The organism is Sphingomonas sp., assembly GCF_017744835.1.
Classification (GTDB): domain Bacteria; phylum Pseudomonadota; class Alphaproteobacteria; order Sphingomonadales; family Sphingomonadaceae; genus Sphingomonas.
Genome location: NZ_JAGIAM010000005.1, coordinates 77,876 through 93,012, shown reverse-complemented (window position 1 = coordinate 93,012; position 15,137 = coordinate 77,876). Strand labels below are relative to the sequence as shown.

At 64.3% G+C, this 15,137-nt stretch carries 24 protein-coding genes; all 24 read right to left on the bottom strand.

The window, feature by feature from the left end; translation table 11 throughout:
• Positions 1 to 33: 33 nt before the first annotated feature.
• Positions 34 to 339 (bottom strand): hypothetical protein, encoded by a 306-nt coding sequence (locus tag J7500_RS15595; protein ID WP_294062825.1) that lies wholly within the window; start codon positions 337 to 339, stop codon positions 34 to 36.
• 16 nt (positions 340 to 355) lie between these two features.
• Positions 356 to 787 (bottom strand): Bbp16 family capsid cement protein, encoded by a 432-nt coding sequence (locus tag J7500_RS15590; protein ID WP_294062824.1) that lies wholly within the window; start codon positions 785 to 787, stop codon positions 356 to 358.
• Positions 788 to 799: 12 nt separating this feature from the next.
• Positions 800 to 1,804 (bottom strand): major capsid protein, encoded by a 1,005-nt coding sequence (locus J7500_RS15585; RefSeq protein WP_294062822.1) that lies wholly within the window; start codon positions 1,802 to 1,804, stop codon positions 800 to 802.
• 13 nt (positions 1,805 to 1,817) lie between these two features.
• Positions 1,818 to 2,768 (bottom strand): hypothetical protein, encoded by a 951-nt coding sequence (locus J7500_RS15580; RefSeq protein ID WP_294062820.1) that lies wholly within the window; start codon positions 2,766 to 2,768, stop codon positions 1,818 to 1,820.
• Between the two features lie 183 nt (positions 2,769 to 2,951).
• Entirely contained in the window at positions 2,952 to 3,278 is a 327-nt protein-coding gene (locus J7500_RS15575; protein ID WP_294062819.1) for a hypothetical protein, read from the bottom strand.
• Entirely contained in the window at positions 3,275 to 5,242 is a 1,968-nt protein-coding gene (locus tag J7500_RS15570; RefSeq protein WP_294062818.1) for a hypothetical protein, read from the bottom strand. The genes J7500_RS15575 and J7500_RS15570 overlap by 4 nt, the downstream gene beginning before the upstream one ends.
• A complete protein-coding gene (locus J7500_RS15565; RefSeq protein WP_294062816.1) occupies positions 5,236 to 5,430 on the bottom strand; it encodes a hypothetical protein in 195 nt (64 codons plus the stop codon). The genes J7500_RS15570 and J7500_RS15565 overlap by 7 nt, the downstream gene beginning before the upstream one ends.
• A complete protein-coding gene (locus J7500_RS15560) occupies positions 5,427 to 6,926 on the bottom strand; it encodes a hypothetical protein (protein WP_294062815.1) in 1,500 nt (499 codons plus the stop codon). Before J7500_RS15560 ends, J7500_RS15565 begins: the two co-directional genes overlap by 4 nt.
• Positions 6,902 to 7,213 (bottom strand): DUF5681 domain-containing protein, encoded by a 312-nt coding sequence (locus J7500_RS15555; RefSeq protein ID WP_294062814.1) that lies wholly within the window; start codon positions 7,211 to 7,213, stop codon positions 6,902 to 6,904. Before J7500_RS15555 ends, J7500_RS15560 begins: the two co-directional genes overlap by 25 nt.
• Entirely contained in the window at positions 7,203 to 7,748 is a 546-nt protein-coding gene (locus tag J7500_RS15550) for a GIY-YIG nuclease family protein (protein ID WP_294062813.1), read from the bottom strand. The genes J7500_RS15555 and J7500_RS15550 overlap by 11 nt, the downstream gene beginning before the upstream one ends.
• Positions 7,749 to 8,162: 414 nt before the next feature.
• Positions 8,163 to 8,693 carry a hypothetical protein gene (locus J7500_RS15545; protein WP_294062812.1) on the bottom strand — a complete coding sequence of 177 codons (531 nt, stop codon included), beginning with the start codon at positions 8,691 to 8,693 and terminating at the stop codon, positions 8,163 to 8,165.
• 85 nt (positions 8,694 to 8,778) lie between these two features.
• Complete coding sequence (locus tag J7500_RS15540) at positions 8,779 to 9,096, bottom strand: hypothetical protein (protein WP_294062811.1); 318 nt, start codon at positions 9,094 to 9,096, stop codon at positions 8,779 to 8,781.
• A 109-nt stretch (positions 9,097 to 9,205) separates the two neighbouring features.
• Positions 9,206 to 10,684: a DnaB-like helicase C-terminal domain-containing protein gene (locus J7500_RS15535; RefSeq protein ID WP_294062810.1), complete on the bottom strand. Its 1,479-nt coding sequence runs from the start codon at positions 10,682 to 10,684 to the stop codon at positions 9,206 to 9,208.
• Positions 10,669 to 11,061, bottom strand: coding sequence for a hypothetical protein (locus tag J7500_RS15530; protein ID WP_294062809.1), 393 nt, complete (start codon positions 11,059 to 11,061; stop codon positions 10,669 to 10,671). Before J7500_RS15530 ends, J7500_RS15535 begins: the two co-directional genes overlap by 16 nt.
• Positions 11,062 to 11,264: 203 nt before the next feature.
• Positions 11,265 to 12,065: a DUF1376 domain-containing protein gene (locus J7500_RS15525; protein WP_294062808.1), complete on the bottom strand. Its 801-nt coding sequence runs from the start codon at positions 12,063 to 12,065 to the stop codon at positions 11,265 to 11,267.
• Complete coding sequence (locus J7500_RS15520) at positions 12,062 to 12,244, bottom strand: hypothetical protein (protein ID WP_294062807.1); 183 nt, start codon at positions 12,242 to 12,244, stop codon at positions 12,062 to 12,064. Before J7500_RS15520 ends, J7500_RS15525 begins: the two co-directional genes overlap by 4 nt.
• Complete coding sequence (locus J7500_RS15515) at positions 12,241 to 12,576, bottom strand: hypothetical protein (RefSeq protein WP_294062805.1); 336 nt, start codon at positions 12,574 to 12,576, stop codon at positions 12,241 to 12,243. The genes J7500_RS15520 and J7500_RS15515 overlap by 4 nt, the downstream gene beginning before the upstream one ends.
• Positions 12,573 to 12,719 carry a hypothetical protein gene (locus J7500_RS15510; RefSeq protein ID WP_294062804.1) on the bottom strand — a complete coding sequence of 49 codons (147 nt, stop codon included), beginning with the start codon at positions 12,717 to 12,719 and terminating at the stop codon, positions 12,573 to 12,575. The genes J7500_RS15515 and J7500_RS15510 overlap by 4 nt, the downstream gene beginning before the upstream one ends.
• Positions 12,716 to 13,144 (bottom strand): helix-turn-helix domain-containing protein, encoded by a 429-nt coding sequence (locus tag J7500_RS15505; protein ID WP_294062803.1) that lies wholly within the window; start codon positions 13,142 to 13,144, stop codon positions 12,716 to 12,718. The genes J7500_RS15510 and J7500_RS15505 overlap by 4 nt, the downstream gene beginning before the upstream one ends.
• Positions 13,145 to 13,334: 190 nt before the next feature.
• On the bottom strand, positions 13,335 to 13,634 hold the full coding sequence (locus tag J7500_RS15500; RefSeq protein WP_294062802.1) for a hypothetical protein: 300 nt from the start codon (positions 13,632 to 13,634) through the stop codon (positions 13,335 to 13,337).
• Positions 13,635 to 13,817, bottom strand: a complete 183-nt coding sequence (locus J7500_RS15495; protein ID WP_294062801.1) for a hypothetical protein — start codon at positions 13,815 to 13,817, stop codon at positions 13,635 to 13,637.
• On the bottom strand, positions 13,814 to 14,257 hold the full coding sequence (locus J7500_RS15490) for a hypothetical protein (protein ID WP_294062800.1): 444 nt from the start codon (positions 14,255 to 14,257) through the stop codon (positions 13,814 to 13,816). Before J7500_RS15490 ends, J7500_RS15495 begins: the two co-directional genes overlap by 4 nt.
• Before the next feature lie 2 nt (positions 14,258 to 14,259).
• Complete coding sequence (locus J7500_RS15485; RefSeq protein ID WP_294062798.1) at positions 14,260 to 14,421, bottom strand: hypothetical protein; 162 nt, start codon at positions 14,419 to 14,421, stop codon at positions 14,260 to 14,262.
• Positions 14,418 to 15,080, bottom strand: a complete 663-nt coding sequence (locus tag J7500_RS15480) for a hypothetical protein (protein ID WP_294062797.1) — start codon at positions 15,078 to 15,080, stop codon at positions 14,418 to 14,420. The genes J7500_RS15485 and J7500_RS15480 overlap by 4 nt, the downstream gene beginning before the upstream one ends.
• Positions 15,081 to 15,137 lie beyond the last annotated feature (57 nt).

The following is a 15,137-nucleotide window of genomic DNA, read 5'->3' as shown; positions in this document are numbered from 1 at the left end:
GAAAGAGGGCCGAGTTTCCCCGGCCCTCTCAGATCACAGCTTCGGTTCGTACGAAGCCTTGATGGCCGTGATCAGCGCCGGCTTGTCGAGCCCGGCGATGTTGACGTGGCGCATGATTGCCACGGCCTCCAGCGCGGCCTTGGAGGCGGCCTCCAGATTGGCGTCCTCGGGCACCGGGTTGGTCGCGGCCTCGATCGCGGCTGCGTCCTTGGGATCGACCTTTTCCCAGCCCTCGCCGGGCTTGTCGGTGTCCGAATAGAACACCTCGCCCGGCTTGTTGTAGACGCCCTGCGGCTGCTCCACGGGGAGCGTGGAGGTGTATGCCTGCATCTTCTTCATGTTCATAACCTCCGGGTTAGGCCGACTGGCGGCCGTCAACGACGCCGGCAGTGATCTTGCCGAGCGTGGGCGCGGTGCCGGCGACGGTATACTTGAGGCGCATGTAGCGCTCGTTCGTCCCCACGGGGATGTGGGTCGGAAGGAGCTGCTTCGCGCCCGCCGCCAGCTGCGCGAGCGTGTAGGCCGGCGAGGTGAACACCGTCACCGCCGACGAGAACGCCGCATTGTCGTCGGTCTCGATCGAAATCGTGAGCGACGTGAGGTTGTTAAAGGACTGCGTGACGCCGCAGTGCAGCGGCACCCCGAGGCCGGGGCCAACGTCGCGGACGATGGGCGACGAAGCGCCGTAGACGGTGCCCGTTGCGCCCAGATCGACGGTGTTGGTCGAGGCCGCAGTCGCGGTGATGGCCTGCCCATCGCTGAACAGGAGCGTGCGATCCATGATCATGTCTGTTTCTCCTTACGAAACCAGAGCTTCGCTGTTGATCAGCGCGTCCGTCTCGCGAATGGGAATGCCGCGGTACGTCAGCACTTCGGTGCCGGCGACCTCGTCCGGGGTCAGCTGCACCTTGTTGGCGTTGGTGGTCGCCGCATCTAGCGCCAGCAGGAAGTCCCGGTTGGCGTAGATGACGGTGCGGCCCGGAGTGATCATGCCGCCGTTGCGGACCTTGCCGTTGCGGCGCCCCTGCAGCTTCCAATAGCCCTGGCGGAGGAACTTGTACGGGTCGGTCGTGCCCGCGAGCAGATCCGACACGTCAATGTTCGCGACGCGCGCGTTCCAGCGCCAGTCGCCGACCGAAACGCCGACATACTGCCGGAATTCCTCTTCCTTGCCGTAGTAGGCGTTGCCGAGGTCGTCCGTGACGCGCTGCTCGCCCTTGTCCTTGCGGCTGATACCGGCGGTGGTCCCCTCCGGGTAGATGATGCGCGTCTGGTTGGAGCCGTGGGTCACGAACCAGATGGACATGTTGTCCGAGCCCACGCCGCCGCCGCTGATCACGTTCGGATTGGCGAGGCTGTTGTAGCGCGCGCCGAGGCCCTTGAACCGCTCGGGGGTGGTCGCCGTGTCGCCGTAGAAGAAGTTCGTCTGAACCTCCTGCGCGATCGATTCGAGAAACGGCTGCGCTTCCGACATGCGGACGGCGCCGGGGTTCTTCGAGATTTCGAGCAGGCGGTTGTCCACGAACGACAGGCCCTCCACGAAACCGGTCGTGTCCTCGACCTGCTGCGTGGTGGACTTGCTCTGCGGGATGCCCTGGTACAGCCGGCCCCACGTCACGGCGGGAAGGCCGGTGCGCGTGGTGGTCAGGTGCTTGGTGCCCTGGTTGCACTCCACCACGAAGGCGTCCTGCATCAAGGGGTTGAGGGTGTTGAGCGCCTCGATGACGGGAACGATGTTCTTGTTGGCATCGCTGCGCTTGTAGATATCGATGAGATTCAGGTACGAATTCCCGATCGTAGCCATGCTGGCCTCCTAATCAGTCGTTGGGATAGAGCAGCTTCACGGGGTCGGTGCTCTGCACCGCGTTCCCCGGAGCGCTGCCGGGCTTGGTCACGGGAGGAAGCTGCCGCTGGGCCGCCTTGTACGTGCCGTTCGGGTTGCGACGGTTGCGGTCGTAGGACTGCCAGCGCCGCGCATCAGCGCGCCACTCCGCCACCTTCCGAAGCGCCAGCACATCGGCTGCGTTTCGCTGTTCCCAGAGTTCCGAGTATCCGAGTTCGTCGGCCGCGGACTTCAACTCGCTCTGGAGCTTCTTTCCGGTCTCGCCGTCATCGAACCACTCGGGGAAGGCTTCGCGAAGCTTGGCGTCATCCGCCGCCTTCGCCTGCGCCTCCAAGTCCTGCTGTATCCGCTGGGCCTCCGCCGCTTCGTGCTGCGCCGCCAGCTGCAACCGCTGTTGCTGGGCTACGGCGCTCTCCCAAATGGCGCGCTGCTGATTGTAGAGGACGTGATGTTGCGGATCGTCCGAGTAGAGCAACCGCTGATCCGGCTCCTGCGGCATGATCTGCGCCGCGAGCTGGAGATAGGTCTGCGCCTGCTGGTCCCGGAATGCCGCAATCTCTTGCGCCGCCTGCGTGACGGTCTCGGTCTTGGCCTGCTCGACTTCCTTGCCCTTGTCGGTGATCAGCCGCGCGACCTCGGTTTCCCGCCGCGCGATGATCTCCTGGGCCTCGCGGGGGATGTTCGCCCACCGCTCCTTGTCTTCGGCTTTCCACGAATGCGGGGGCTCGATGGCCGGTTCGTCCGGTTCGCCCTCCGGTTCGTCGGGGTTCTCCTCCCCCTCGACACCCTCCGGTTCGGATGCGTCTTCGGGGTACATGTCGCCTTCAAGCGAAGGCTGTTCCTCGGCGGCTCCGGTGACTTCCGCCGGGTCTTCGGCGGGATCGACCTCGGATGCCGCCACCGGGTCGGTGGCAAGCTGGTCCATCGGTTGCTCCACGAAAAAAGCCGCCCGGAATGAGCGGCTGTCAGATCACTTTCGGCAGGCGCCTGCGAATGCGGGCGTTGACGGCCTGGCGCTCGGCTTCCTTCCGGGCGCGCTCCTCATCTTCCGGTGCTGGTTGGTTCTGCTGGGCAGCGATGAGGCGTTCGTACGCCTCGATTGCCCACCTCATCCGCGCCAAAGGTCCGTCGGAAGCGCGATACCCAGAGCGCGCCGACGCTCGGGCGACATGCGCTCGATCTTCCGCCGATACTCGAGTTCTGCCTCGCCGACGTTTGCCCCCGCGGCAATCGCCTTGATGTGGTTGCGCACGCCCTCCGCGATCTGCTGTGCAAGCGCGAGGGAGCGAAGCTTGTCAGCGGCCCACGGCTCGGCGACTGCGATCTGGCGAAGGCGGGTAAGATAGCCCTCGGACACTGCGTCGAACGCATCATCAAGGACCGCAAGCGCAGCTTTGGCGCGGCGACCTGCCTCGATCTGATCCTCGGGCGTCATGCGTCGAGCCTCCCGCCGGGTCGGAAGTCGGGGGCCAAGCCTTCGCGGTCATAGGCCATGCCCAGCTCCAGATACATGCGCTCGCGGCCAAGAGCGTATTCGCGCTGCTGGCCCATCGCCTTGATCTGCAGTTCGTTGTTGAGGATGGCTGCGTCCTTCTCCGCGCGGGCGGCGATTTCCGCCTGTCGGGTCCGCTCCTTCTCAATCTCCACCGCGACTTTGCCCTCGGCCTCGATCGTCGCCGGGTCCTTCTGCAGCTCCGCGTTCGGGTCCTGCTGCACGGTGTCGGGATCGTTGAAGAAGTTGTTCACGTCGCCAAGGCCGGCATCAGCAACGATGCCCTCGGCGCTGTTGTAGAGCTTCTTGTCGTCAACCAGCGGCGAGCCGATTTCCCTCGCCTGCTTCTGCAGGTCGAGCAGCATCATGCGATGCTGGAGACGCTGGTCTTTCCGGCCCGTGCCGAGCCCGACGCGGATGCCGAGGTCCATGTCGCTGCTCAGCGTGCCCGCATCAACCTGCTTGAACTCGCCCCCGACGCGCAGCTCGGCGGTCTTGCCGTGCTTGTTCATTAGGCGCAGCTTCTTTTCGAACAGCTCAGCGAGGCATTCCGCGAAGTTGTAGGCGATGTATTCGGGGATCTGGTCGCCCGATTCTCGCAGCATCGCCATTCCCGAGGCGGTCTTGTTGAGGCTGTCCGGGTTGAGCCCCTGGTTGTGCCGCGTGACGCCCGTGCGGCTCTCGCGCTCGCCAGTCATGAACTCCAGCGCGGTAAATGCATGCGGCGCGGCGAATGGCATCTGCCACGGCTGCGGCGCGGTACCCGTATAGCGGATCGGCGCGCCGGGCACGATGCTCAGCATGTCATCGATCGTGTTCGGGTCCATGTTGGACGTTTCGATCAGCGACCGCGGCGCATTGGCGAAATAGAGCGCGTCCATCGCCTGCCGAAGCAGCATCGAGCGGATGCGCTGAATGTCCATCGTCTTGTCGGCAAGGCTCTCGCCAACGATGCGGTGCTCGGCGGGGAAGGGCGACCAGATGACGAAAGGCTGTTCGTCTACCTGCTCGACCGAAATCCCTCGGGTTCCGACGCGCTGCACCCGGATCAGTTCGGCATGGCCGTCGCCGTTCCAGTCCCAGCGAACGTATTCCTCTTCGACCCAAACCTTGCGAGCGAGCCCGCTGCCGCTGTCGTCGCCGTCCTTGTACGAGCGCCCGGAATCGCGAGCGTCCGAAAGCTGGCGCCCGACGCCCGTGTCATCCCCGTACAGCGCCGCTTCCTCGTGCGGGATGCCGAACGTCTCCGCCAGCTGGAATAGCGAATAGCGGGTGCGATGGACGATGTACCCGGCCTCATCGAGACTGCGCGCATCCGGCGAGAACCCAAATTCCTCGTTGGGCACCGCACTGTCACGGAACCGCGCAGGGGCTTTGACGCGCCGCAGGACCCGGTGAAGCGGCACAACCTCGCCCGTGACCGGATCGGCGTCGTACTCGCCAGTTTCCTCGGCCGCGATGATGCTTTCGTCGTCAAGGTTGGTAGCGAAACCCTCGACCGTTTCCTCGGCCTGCTCCACCCAAGTCTTGAGGACGCCCGTCTTTTCCTTGAGCCCCGACAGGAGCGCGGAGCGGACGATCGAAATGCCCGCCTGCTCGCGCATGAACTGCCACGCCACCAGTTCGGTAGCCTCGGCAGCGCGTTCAACGTCTGCTTCCCGACGCGCCTCGAACTCAACAACCTTGTCGCTGATGACCTTCTGCAGCACGTTGATGGCGACGTAATCGATCACCTCGGCAACGTCTCGCGTCACCAGCTGCGACCGGCCCTCGACCTCATCACCGAACGGCTTGCCCTGGTAGAACTCGACCGCGATCTTGCGTTCTTCCATGAGCGACGTGTCGAAGGCGCGCTGGTGCTCGCCCTGCAGGTGGTTGAGAAGATCCGCGGGAAGCTCGATCACCATTCCGCGTCCTTGCCAAAGCCCATAGGGTTCGGGGCACGCACGATCGGATCGCCCCGCACATCGAGCAAACCGGTGTCCGTGGGCTCGTGATCGCTGACGGAAAGTGACGGCAGCAACGGGGTGGGGGCGTACCACCAGTCATCATCGGCGCGGATCGGCTTTGCCGGGCGCGAGAAATAGCGGCTCATGCGATTCCCCTCGTCAGGCGTGAAAGGTCGATAGGCTGCTGGGCCTGCGGCTGCGGCCGGATCGCCGCTCCCTCGAATGACTTGTACCCGTGACTGGACCAGTCGTGCAGCGGATGGTCCTTGAAGCACCCGCGCTTGTCGTCCCATTCCTTGCGGTAGCTATCGAGGCACTTGATCAGCTGCGCGCAGCGGTCCTCATCGATGTAGACCTTCGGCATGAAGGCGCGGCTCGCCTCAATACCATCCTGCTCGGTCGCGATGCGCTTCAACACCTCAATCGGCTTGATGCCGGCGCTCTCAGCCTCCTGACGCCGTGTCGTCGCCTTGACGTTCAGCATCCGGTGATCGGCGTCGTGCGGCATGTAGTGCCGGCTGTAGTTGTATCCGCGCTCGCTCAGGATGCGGGCGTAGTGGCCGAAGCCCTCGCCATTGTTTTCGTAATAGTCGATCGCGCGACGCTCCAGCCCCACGTCCTGCCAGAACGTGATCGCCATGCTGTCGTCCAAACCAAGATCCCAGGTCGTGTAGACCGGCGCGTCGAGGATCGGGATGCGACAAATCCGCCCCTGCTTGCGCATCGCGGTCAGCTGCGGGCCGAAATACGCCCCCTCGACACTCGCCTCGAACGCCTCCTTCGGCGTCGAGGGATACTCCCGCTTAATGTCGTCGCCCTGCTGCTCCGCCTTCTTGACGTACCAGGCGCGCTGCCACGGATCGAGCGAGACACCCATCTCGGCTTCGACCTTGGCGAAATACTCTTCCGTCTCGCGCGTGACGATCACGCCGTCAGGATCGAGCCGGTATTCCTCGCTCGTGAACCACGGGGCGAAGTGGAACTTGAAGTCGAGCGGCGTCAGCTTCGCGCCCGATTCCTCCTTCTTGCGCGCCGCCTCGCACATGTCGAAGAAGTCGCCAGCCTGCCCCTCGGCCGTGCTTTCTACGGTGATAGACTGGCCCACCTGAACCGTGTTGAACGCGCCGGTTCTAACCTCTCGGGCCTTCTCCGGGTACTTCGCGCAGAGCTTGCCGTATTCGCTCACATGCAGCCGCTGGAGCGTGCCCGAGCGCAGCGACGTGCCGACGCGGATGCTGGACCCGTTGCTGAACTTCATGCTGTCCGCGGCGTCCTGCTCCGCGCTCACGACCTCGCGGAAGGCGCCGGGCAGATTGTCGTAGGCGAACTTGATCTTGTCCGCGAAGAACGCCTTCGCATCGTTCAGGTTGTGCGCGATCACGCCCGCCGACGTGTTCGGGATGAACAGGCAGTCGTCCAGCATGTCGAGCTGAATGACGGTGGTGAAGCCCTTTTGCCGGGCCTTCAACACCACGTCCATTCCATGCCGGTCAGCCAGAAACCGCGCCTGATCCGCGTTCATGCGGAATGGCTGCGTGCTCCCGTCCTTGGTCTTGATCTTGTAGAACCCGTCCGAGAGACGGGCTCGCTTGTCGGGCCAGCGCTTGGCAGCGAGGGCTAGGACTTCGGCAGGCCCAACCACGATTTCAATTCATCCGATAGGTCGCCAGTCAGGTTGCCCTCGAACTCTTTGGGGATCACGCTGGCGATTGCTCGGACATACTCGTTGGGCTTCTCGGCCCGCATCAGCTTGATAGCCTCAGCGCCACCTTCGGCGAAGTCGTCTAAAAGCGCCTGGCAGAAGTCCTCAGCCAGCTTTGCCCGCGACCCCTTTGGCCTTCCAGCCGGATTACCAGACTGCCCCGGCTGCCACGGCGGCATGAGGTTTCCGTTACCCGGTGTTTTCTTCGGTGTATCATCACCGCTCATAAGCCCGCTCCTCGCGGTCGGGAATGGTGGCCCACTCACCAAAAAGATGCGGCAACCGGTGAGCAGCCTCCCGCATCTTCGCGCGGGTGGAATTCATCACCATACCTTGGCGGAGCCCTTGCGCCAGCGCCCTCTTGGCATTCCAGATCCTCTTCTTGAGAGGATCGCCGTGAATGGCCGCCGCATTCGCGGCGCCGTTGCGAGCCCGAATTTCCGCAGGACAATGAGGCTGGTCGCCCCCGTCAGCGATATTGAGCAATCTCTCACCGCGCGCTCTGGCCTCAGAAATGTGCCGCCTCTCAGCTTCGCGCCAATCGACGCAATCGGCCTCAAGGAGGCGCATCTCGGGAACACCATGCTTGCGAAGCCAGTCATAGAGCGGCGTACGGCGGCGATGGCCGCGGCACTCCCTCATATGGTCCTTTAGCCTAGCCTTCGCGTCCCGAGCCTTGCCCACGTAGCGGAGCGCGCCCGTGCTATCGAAGAGCCCATAAATGCACGCCAGCTCCGACGTGAAGTCGGTGGGCCGTCCCATGCGGTTGCTCCTGTGTTGAATAGTTCCCGCCAGCTCAACCAGTGCCGGACGCGAGCTAAGGGCTCTCGGCCATTCTGTACGTGCGCCGGATAGTGGGCTGGCGGGACCGGCGTGTGCCGGATACGAAAAAGCCCGCTCAATGGCGGGCCGATTGGTGGGCACTAACCCGGCCCACAGAGGAGATGCTTGATCACCTTCCTTTCGGGCTGGGCGCAACTAGTGCGACTTACATATCGCTGACATATAAGTGCGCACCAGTCAAGCCATAATCTGGCGCCAGAAGCGACAACAGCCTCTCCTCCACCTCAAGGGGGAAGTCTATGAGGACAGCGTCGTGCGACAGAACCGACGATTGCACTGCCGCGATGTAGTCGAGCGCGGCATCCCTGATGGCCGCCAGATGCTCCGCCTCTGTCACAGCCTGCGCCACTGCGCGATGAGGCTGGCGGTGAAGGCGACGGTAGTTTTCGCAGCATCGATCGCGGATCGGCTGTTGCTGGCGAGGCGCGAGCCAGCGACGCCCGCCTCTTCATCGAAGCGGCACACGTTCTCGTACACGTCCCAATAGGGGTTCGGCACACGGCTCTTGAGGCGCTGCAGCTCGTCCAGGGCCTCCTGCTGCGACATGCCGTCCACCATCTCGTCCACCACGTCGCGGGTTGGATCTACGGCGCGCAGCTTGCCCTCCGCACGGATCCACAGGCCCTGCGTATAGCGGATAGCTCGTTGCTGCCCCTCCTCGAACAGTCCGGTCTTGTCGTTCGCCATCCACCGCTCCACTGCCGTTCCTCCGCGATTGATCAGCACGTTGACGATGCTGTTTCGCCCGCCGCCCAGCTCTCCGGACAGGTCTACCACCTTGCCGAGCCCGAGCTTGCTCCACTGACGCTCAGGGATGCCGATGGCCTGAGCCAGTTCGACAATCCGCTCGCCCTCGGTCTTCATGGCACGAGGGCGGGCTCTGCGCGTGGTCGTCTTACGTCCCATCCTCATTCACTCCATTGGGCTGTTGGTGGGGGATTTCAGTGGGTTAGCGGGCGTCATGCGAGCCCCGCATTGTCATCGCCTCGAAATACCGATCGAAAGCGTCAGCGGACTCATCTTCCTCACCGGGCTCGGGCTCGAACTCTCGCAGAATGCGGATGCCCTCATCGTTGGCGAAGAACAGTCCGGGGAGGCTGCTGCCGTTGGGCTCTCCGCCCTCGATATGGCCGAGCCCCTTGCCGACAAGGTTGCCCGCTACTGTCCACGGGCCGGAGCCTCGCAGCTCGACGCCGTATCCTTCCACAGTGGACGCCATCAGCATCTTGAGCTGGGCGTCCGTGAGGTCTGCGCTCCAAATCGTCATCTCCCCAGCTCCTTCCACAGCCGCATAGTGTTCCCGCATCCCCAGCATGAAGGCGGGGTGTTGGTCTCGTCTCTGCATCCGCATAAGCAGGACCATTGGTAGGGGAGCTTCATGCTTCGGTTCCCCGAATGCGCCCGGTGCGCTGATCCAGCATCACGGTCGTGCAGCAGCATTCGCCGGGAAGGCCCATGCGGACCTTGACGACGGCAAGCTGTGCCTCGTTCACCGTCTTGTCGCGGCGGTGATAGACGAGCCCGTAATCGGCCTTGTTCGACCAGTTGGCGGAGTCCGACACGTCGTAGAGGCTGGGCATCTGGTTGACGCCCTTCTGCGGCTTGGTCGGGTGCGCCACGATCCAGACCGCCGCGTTGTGCGTGCGGGCAAAGCGCTTCACCGCCCGGATCGCGCGGCCGACATATTCCGTGATCGTCTCGTCGTGCTTGCGCTTGTGCTCGACCTCATTCCAGGGATCGAAGACGAACAGCTTGCAGCCATCACGGACAGCCGCCGTGCGAGCCAACTCGAGTAGCCCGTCTATGTCGATCTCCAACTCCTCGTTGAGCGAGTTGCTGATGATACGGAGCTGCTTTTCCAGCGTCTCGAATGCCGCCTGGCGCTGCGGGTGGTTGGTCAACTCGTAGCGCGAGCAGCCGATCAGCGCCTGCGCCAGTTGGTCCCGCAGGATCGGCTTAGGCATCGTCTCGAAGCTTCCGAGACAGACGTTGAGCCCGCGCATGATCGCATGGGCGATGACGGTATTCGTGACCGTGGTCTTGCCCATGTTCGCGTAGCCGGTGAACACCGTGAGGGTGCCGGGGACGACCTCGATCTTGCCGTCGAGCGCGTCGATGCCGAGCGGTATGCCGCGGACCTCGGGCATGTCGGGGAAGTCGCTCAGCCGGTACAGCCCTTCGACGGGGACCGGCTTGGCTTCGCGGAGCGCCTTGTGGACCGCATCGGCGCCGGCTTCCAACAGGACTTCGTTCAGATCCTTCGCCGGGAACGGGTATTCCACGAAGCTGCACCGATCCGCTCCGAGGAGCGCAATCAGGTCCGCCCGGAGCGCCTTGCCGGCGGGATCGTCGTCGGTGGCGAGGATGATCCGGCTTACCCGGTTGATCTGGTCGCGGGCCCGCCACAGGAACTCGTAGCGCTTGGCGTTCGCAGGATCGTCGCTCTCAGCGGAGGGCGCCCCGTTGGGAACCGAGCTGGCGCACCAGCCCAACTGGTACGCCACCATCGCGTCCCATTCGCCCTCGCAGAGAACCCACGGCTGTCCCGTTTCCACAGCGCGGTCCAGCGCTGCCGAATTCCAGAGCACCAGCGGCGCGTCGCGGTCCATTTCGTGGCGCTTCTCGGAGGTCAGCCGGTACTTGTGGTTCACGGTCTTGCCGCTCTCCACGTAGGGCACCGCGAGCCACTTCGCGCCGTGGCGATCGACCGTCGCCAGACCAAACTTGGCCGCCAGATCGGCGGAAATCCCGCGGGCTTCGATCCAGGCTACGTGCCTCGGGTGAATTGCCGGTGCCGCCGGTGAACCCGCAGTGGAAGCAGTGCCAGACATATCCGGTTTCAGTTCGGCTGACATGGAGACACTTGTCCTTCTTCTTTTTGCGGGTGTGGCTGCACTCCGGGCACGGAAAGCGCCCCTCTCTGGGCGGCGACCAATTGGGCATAGAACCTCGCTATCTTGAGGAGTTCGGAGACGGCAGCGTCTGACTTGATGCGGTTGGCGCGGAAGCTCACGACCACCACGTTTCCGGGAACGTAGCCCTTGCTGTTGTCGATCCTGTCGAGGCTGGGGCTGTCGTCTCGCTCGATAAGCTTCTGCCCGCGCCCGCAACCCAAGCCGCTCGACAGAGGAATGCCCAATATCGGGCACGTCTCGGGAATCGTCACATCATCAGGGGAAAGCGAGAATTCCAGCCCGCTACGCCGGCAGCGACTACGCGCCAGCGCAAGCATGCCCCGTATCGGGTCACGGCGCCGCATCTTGCCCGTGGCGGCTCGGTTCAAATGCCGGAAGCGGTCCCGGTTCGCCTCTACCCACCGCTGGTTGCGGGCTCGCGAGCAGACCTTGCACTCAACCATATGGCCGCGCCTCGTCTTCTGCTTCCAGAAGTGCTCAAGCGGCTTCTCCTGCCCGCAGGATCGGCATGCGAACGTACTCACAGCGGCACGGCGGGCTGTGCGCGACCGCCTCCCTTCCGCAAGCGCCCAAGGATGAACTCTGCCGGGTTGACCGCGCGCTCAAGCTGGGCGGCGGTGATCGCGGAGGCGGTTTCCGCCTTGCCGAAGTCTCGGACGCACTTGCCGATGAGGCTGGCGTTCTTCGGCCCGAGGTAGGCCTTCGCGTTGTCCCAAAACGCCTTGTCGGAATCGGGCTGCGCCCCGTTCTCGTTAGAGAACGGAATAACTGTCCCTGTCCCTGTCCCTGTCAAAGCCGTCTCTTGCGCGTCTCCTGTAGACGCTGCTGTAGACGCTCGGGCGTCTACAAGTAGACGTTCCAATGTAGACAGGGACGCGTTCGTGGGAGGCGTAACGTTGAGCGAACGAAGCTCGGCGCAGATGGTATTTACCCGGTCTCGCCAGCGCTTCTGGCGCTCCGTCTTGTTGTTCTGGCGCTCGGTCCATTCCTCGCGCCGGTCCCACGCCTCGCGGGCTTTCTCGGCAATGACGGGGTGGTACAGCCGACCGTCGGCGCACTTCACGAAGCCGCGCAATGCGATCTCGCGCAGCTTCCTCCAGCGCGCGCCGCTGCCGCTCAGATGTGCCAGAATGCGGTCATCATCCGGCAGGCTCGCCGCAGGGACTTGGAGCCATGACTTGCACCACAGCGTCACGGCGGCCTTGAACTCGTCGCCAGTGGCGAGCGCGAACAGGTCGCTATCGGTCAGCCGAACCACGTCCAGGGGCATGAAGGGCAGGCCGCGCAGGTCGCATTCGGGAGGCGTCAGGGGTTCCATCATGCGGCTTTCTCGGAGGCAAGGAAAAGGGCGCGCCAATGGTCCCAGGCGCGCGCTACGGCCTTGCAGTGGTCAAGGTCCGCCCACAGCCGGCGGTCGGCATCGGCCGCCATGACAAGGGCGTGGTAGCTGGTCCAAGCCAGCTCGAGGTTGCGCTCGGTGGGGAGGTGGTGGACGTTCATGCCAGCACCACCACGACTTTGCCGTTCTCGACGGGCTCGGCGAAATGGTAGCTCGGCAGGAACCGGCTATCGTTCACCTTGAGGGCGTCAGCGATGCCGTCGAAGTACGGCTTCATGCGGTTGGGGAAGTTGATGCGATCCCCGCGGCGGTTCGGCGGATAGAAGGTGACGATGACGCGAATGTCACCCGTTGCGGGGATTCCCGTCACGGGAGCCGCCTGCGTCGCCGCCTTGGCCCATGCGCGATGCTTCTTGACAATCGGGGCCTTCGCCCAGCGATTGCCGTCGTTGTGCCCTGACAGCGACGAGGGAGGCCAAGGAAGCTCGATCATGCCCGCATGGCCTCCGCCAACTGGAGCCGGTGAGCGCGCAGCCGTGCAGCCTCGCGTTCGGCCCATGCCTTCTGCGCGAGCCGGCGACGGTCGTAGCGATCCGCGCGGCGAGCCATTTCGGGAGTGAGGTCGAGCACCGTCATTGCCCCAACCCCTTCACGATGCGGGAGACAGCGCGGCGCATGGTGCGATCAGCGAGCATCGGGCGAATGCGATCTACGCCGTGGATAACCGTGGCGTGGTTGCGGTCGCCGAAGGCGTGCCCGATCTGCGCGAGGCTCTTGTCCGTGAGCCGGCGGGTCAGGTACATTGCGACCTGGCGCGGGCGGACGATCTTTGCCTCGCGCGCCGGCCCGACAATATCCCCGCGCGTGATGCCGTAGTGACGGGCTACCGCCGCCTGAATGTCGGCGATGCGCGGGCCGCGACCGATCAGCGTGGGCGCATTGATCCGCGTCAGGCTGAGCACCGTGCTCATTGCGAGGTGGTGCTTTTGAGCGATGGGCGTGAGCGCGGAGGCGATCTCCTTGCGCAGCACGTCGGCTTCTCGGGCGTCGATGCGGGTCATTTCCGCCCCCGCGTCCGATAGATCTTGGCGCGCTCGTAAGAGGGCTGCACCACAGGGAGATAGGCGAAGCTCTGCCCGTCCATGACGTAGAAGCTGGAGGGAGCGCCAACACGTGCGTCGATAGGCACCGCTACAGCGTTGATGCCGATGGCGGGGAGAGGACGCTCGGCATGGGTGGGGGAGGTCGTCATCACGCGACGCGGAACAGCGGTAGCTCCTCCGCCGGGCGATCCGGGCGGAAGAAAGGTTCGGGCCGCGGCTCGCCCTTCTTTTCGAGGTTCGCGTAGGGCCGATAGTCGACAAAATCGATCATCAGCTTTCGCGCGATCCGCTGCGCCGTACTCTTGGCGATGTGCAGCTTCTTCACGCAGTCGGTGATACCGACGCCTTCGGCTGCATATGCCTGGAGCATAAGGCCGGTCTTTGCCGCCTCCTTGCTGAGACCCCTCGACCGTGCGAATTGATCGAATAGGTAGGCCGGGCTTTCCATTTAACGCCTCCTTGCTCGTTCGTTGTCGATGAGTTCTCGGATCAGCTTGCCCGGCACGATCTTGCGCGTCGGGTATCGCTGGAAGTCGTGGGGATGGATTGCCGCCAGACGCTCGGGCGCCATCTCGCGCAGCGCGTGCGCGATCATGCCGGGGGTGTAGGGCTCGGAGTGGAAGCCGCTCATGCCGCCGCCGCCCGGAGCTGCACCACGGTAGCGGTGAGGCTCGCATCCTCGTTGGGGCCAATGTCCCGCCCGCATTCGCTATCGAGCCGGTGCGCGGCAGTCTTCTTGGTGACGTATTCCTCCGCGAGCGTGCAAAGCTCGTCGTGGTCGATGGTCTCCGGGGCCTTCACTGCCAGCCAGCCGTTCGGCAGCAGGAGGGAGATAAGATCGGCGGGGAGGGCGTCACCCTCGCAGATAGCGAATATGGCAGACGCGGGGATGGTGGCCGGCGTCTTATCCTTCTCTCCGGGGAAGTAGGAGAGGATGGTCGTGTAAGGCAGGTTGCTGTCCAGCGCGACCGCCTTGAGCGCAATGCCGCGCCGGTCGATCTCGCGGCGGATCACCAGTTGCCGCTCGCGCACGATGCTGTTTGCATCAGACATGATCTCGTTGGGCCGCATCGTTACAGCTCCGTTCCATGGAAAGTGATCTCACCCCCACCGGCCCCCGAAAGCTCGCGGTCATCGTCCGTGATCTGATCGCAGGACTGTGCGTAGCGGAGGAGGGTGATGCGAAAGGCTGCGAGGATTGCCGCAGGGGTGAGGATTGCGAGGAGGAGCTTCATGCTGCTGCCTCCAGTGTGGAGGTGGAGCGGTGAGCCGAACGCGCGATCGAGAGCAGCAAGTCGCGGAAGGGCCCGGGCGTAGCGTTGCGCTTGCGGGTCTTGTCCTTGCCGCCGATCATGGCGACCACGCCGATGCGCCTAGCTTTCTCGTACCCGTAGCGCTCGACCATCCACTCAGGGATGCGCTGTTCACCGCGGCGCCAGTTAAGCTCGGGCAGGTCGCCGGGTCGGTATCCGTGGGCGTAGAGCCACGTCGGCTTTCGGCTGTCGTGTCCGTAGTGCCCCTGCTCGACGTAGCAGGTCCATCCTTCATGCTCGGGCCAGTCGGCGCGAACCCAGCCTTGACCCATCTTTGGGCGGCGGAGAAAGAAGTGATCCCAGGCGCGCGAGTGAGCCGGATGCTCCAGCACGCCCCCGAACCGGCGCACAGCGTCGAGCGCAGCGGCAAAGCAGCCGCCATCGTCGCCAAGCTGGTACTGGTGCGGCTTGCGCGTGCTGCCGTGCCAGAAACGGCCCCAGCGCTGGCACGGTGGATGCGCCACGACAGGATGCGGCCCAGCGTACCGGCGCGCGTCGCGGGCTTCGTCCCACGGATCGACGCCGGGCAGGCCGAAGTAGCAGCCGTTGGTTTCGACGTAGAGGGCGGCGACGGTCTCCACCTACCGCCCCTCCACATTCACCGGGTCCGCTCCGGGAAAAGGGGGAACCGGAACGGA